Source organism: Escherichia sp. 94.0001, from assembly GCF_013369155.2.
Lineage (GTDB): Bacteria > Pseudomonadota > Gammaproteobacteria > Enterobacterales > Enterobacteriaceae > Escherichia > Escherichia coli_F.
Window position 1 is genome coordinate 1 of the sequence record NZ_JABWMS020000142.1, and the last position, 2,589, is coordinate 2,589.

The following is a 2,589-nucleotide window of genomic DNA, read 5'->3' on the forward strand; positions in this document are numbered from 1 at the left end:
ATATTGAGTATCTGCCACAGTTACCAAACGAAATAACATCAGTTACAATCGAAAATTGCAATAACCTGACCACCCTTACAGGATTACCAGTTAATACACAAAACCTGTCCGTCATTAACTGTGAAAAATTACAAATCACAGACATACCATCGACAGTAAAAAATCTACATATTGAATTAACTGATTCACCATTTATACACATCATATCTGAAGGCATCGAATGCCTGACGGTTTGCCACTGCCATATATCTGGAGTGCCAGAGAGTGTCCGTCATCTTGAGATCAGAGGTTACGCCACAGACGGCATAAAAAATGTTCCAAACGGGTTATTATCTCTCAGCATCAATCGCTACACCCCAGAAAATCAGGCCAGAATTGACAGCCTGATATCACCGTCACTACAGACGCTATCTCTGACTGGATGTAGCAATATTATACTGCCGGAGAAACTCCCGGAGAGTCTGAGATCTGTAACCATTCATGTGGAGCAGAAAACTACATGGAACATCGTAGCTGAAGGGGTTCCTGATGGACTGGATCTTGATTTACAAAATGTACTACTCTCTCCGAATGTAATTAAAGAAAAAAACATCACTTTTCAGGGCAACGCACTGGATGCTGCCTTGCATTTTCGTCCGGGAGACATTGTCTATGGGCTATCCTCTCCCAGAGAAAAACTTGTCAACAGCATCAAACTGGTTAACGACTTTTCCAAAAAAGATATCGTAATTCAGAATACATTAACAAACGCAGTATGGGACGCCAGACCCCCCCGTAAATATAAGCAAGACTCGCTTATCAAAAGAGCATTAAATGAACATGAAAGAGGAACAAAATTTAAACAGTGCTTAAAAAATCACAATAATTATAATGTCATCATGGCCGACCTTTCCATATACAATCGAGACAAGTTATGGGCAAAAACAAGCAAGGCAGGCCTAGAGTTTCAAACATTAATTCGCAACAGAACGGTTATGTTTTGTGCGGATGGGCTTGTCAATTCACTCAAACTCATAGCTAACAAGTCAGAGGGCTATGGTCAGAGTATTACCGCCAGCGAATTACGATGGATTTATCGTAATAAAGACAACAGCCAAATAATGAAAAACATAAAATTTTATCTGCATAGCAAAGAGATACCAGCAGAAAGAATATTAGATACACCAGAGTGGAAAGACTACCGTCCAAAATACTCCGGTTCCACATATAAATATTCTTAATGATAGCAAAAAATATATTTTCGATATAATCAATGTTATGATTAAAGAGTATTTCATCAGGGCAGGTAAAAACAGAGTAAATCAGCAAAAGAAGCTGATCTTCAGCGATACTGACACTAACTGACGGTTTAAGCGGTCGTATGAAGCAGCAGCTTTCCGACGGACTGCCATGCGGATCGTTTACCTTTTGGGCTATTCCGCCCGTCATCAAGCGGCTCACGAGTACTGAGTTTATCAGGATGATATTGCTGACAATGGTAATTCGTTGACCGATGTATACTTCACTATATATCGGTCAACACCGTACTGCCGTGCAACATCTCAAAGATGTAGCATCGTTTTTACCAGAGGAGGCAGGACATAGATTGTAAAAAAACTATTTCGATGCATTTACCATTGAGATATTTTCCTTCATACCAAAAGTTCTATCAATTATCGCAAGTGGTTCAACAGGTGCGGTCTTATCTATAACCCAACCACTCTCTGTAACACTTCCTCGTGTGATATATTTTGCCTTTACTTTAACAACTATTAGATAATGCTCACGACTAAACCGATCAGCAACGCTAAGATCCGATGTGTATTCAGGCAATATTCTTCCAATACGTACCTGCTGTTGTGCCATATATTCATCTGGTGCTTTTACATTTGGATTTGAATCAGGAAGCCCTCCAGCAGTTTTATATTCAACGATATTTTCAGCTTGAATACCGGTTGTGCCGCGACACAATATGATGTCTGAATCGGACAGTTCTATGTGCCCCTCCTTAATTTTCGAATAAATTTGTTTAATACTATGTTCTGGAGTTGGTACTATTTCAGAAGATAAAGCAGGCAACGTGTCTTCAAGCACCGGAGAATCATCGTATATATCCAACAAATCCTCATCATACCCAATATCTCCTTCTCTTAACTGAGAATACGGTTTATCTATGTATCTAATAACTCCCCCACCATGAAGACCTTCTGATTTATAAAATGTACCATCAGCGTCACGAAAGAAATAAACATTAACCTGTTTGTTATTTATAGAATACCTACCTGAATATAATTCCGAATTTGGCTCCTTAGTTAAATCTACTGATTCCCCCTTGTAGACTATTTTATTTGGTGTCTCTGAAGATATGGGGTTAAAGGATTCTATATATCTATAAAAACCACCGCCAACTTTCTCATAATACCCATACTTAGAAGAGTTAAGATCTACTGCACTATATCTATTCCCCCCACGTTCCTGTTTCATTTCTAATATTTTAGATTGTTTTTCGTTATATATAAAGTCATTACCATCAATTGACTCAATTACAGAATAGAAATTAGCATTATTACTCGGATGATACATAATATTATCATTAATGTTTTTTTCTAT

Annotated in this window: 1 protein-coding gene and 1 pseudogene; one reads left to right on the forward strand and one right to left on the reverse strand. The window is 38.2% G+C overall.

Translation table 11 applies throughout. The features are described 5' to 3' along the window. Nucleotides 1–1,220: type III secretion protein GogB (locus HEN33_RS24640; RefSeq protein WP_183083496.1), on the forward strand; the 1,220-nt coding region annotated here is incomplete at its 5' end. Nucleotides 1,221–1,596: 376 nt separating this feature from the next. On the opposite strand, the pseudogene espN reads toward HEN33_RS24640, so the two are convergent. After that, nucleotides 1,597–2,589 (reverse strand): annotated as a pseudogene (gene espN, locus HEN33_RS24645) (type III secretion system effector EspN); the annotation flags it as partial.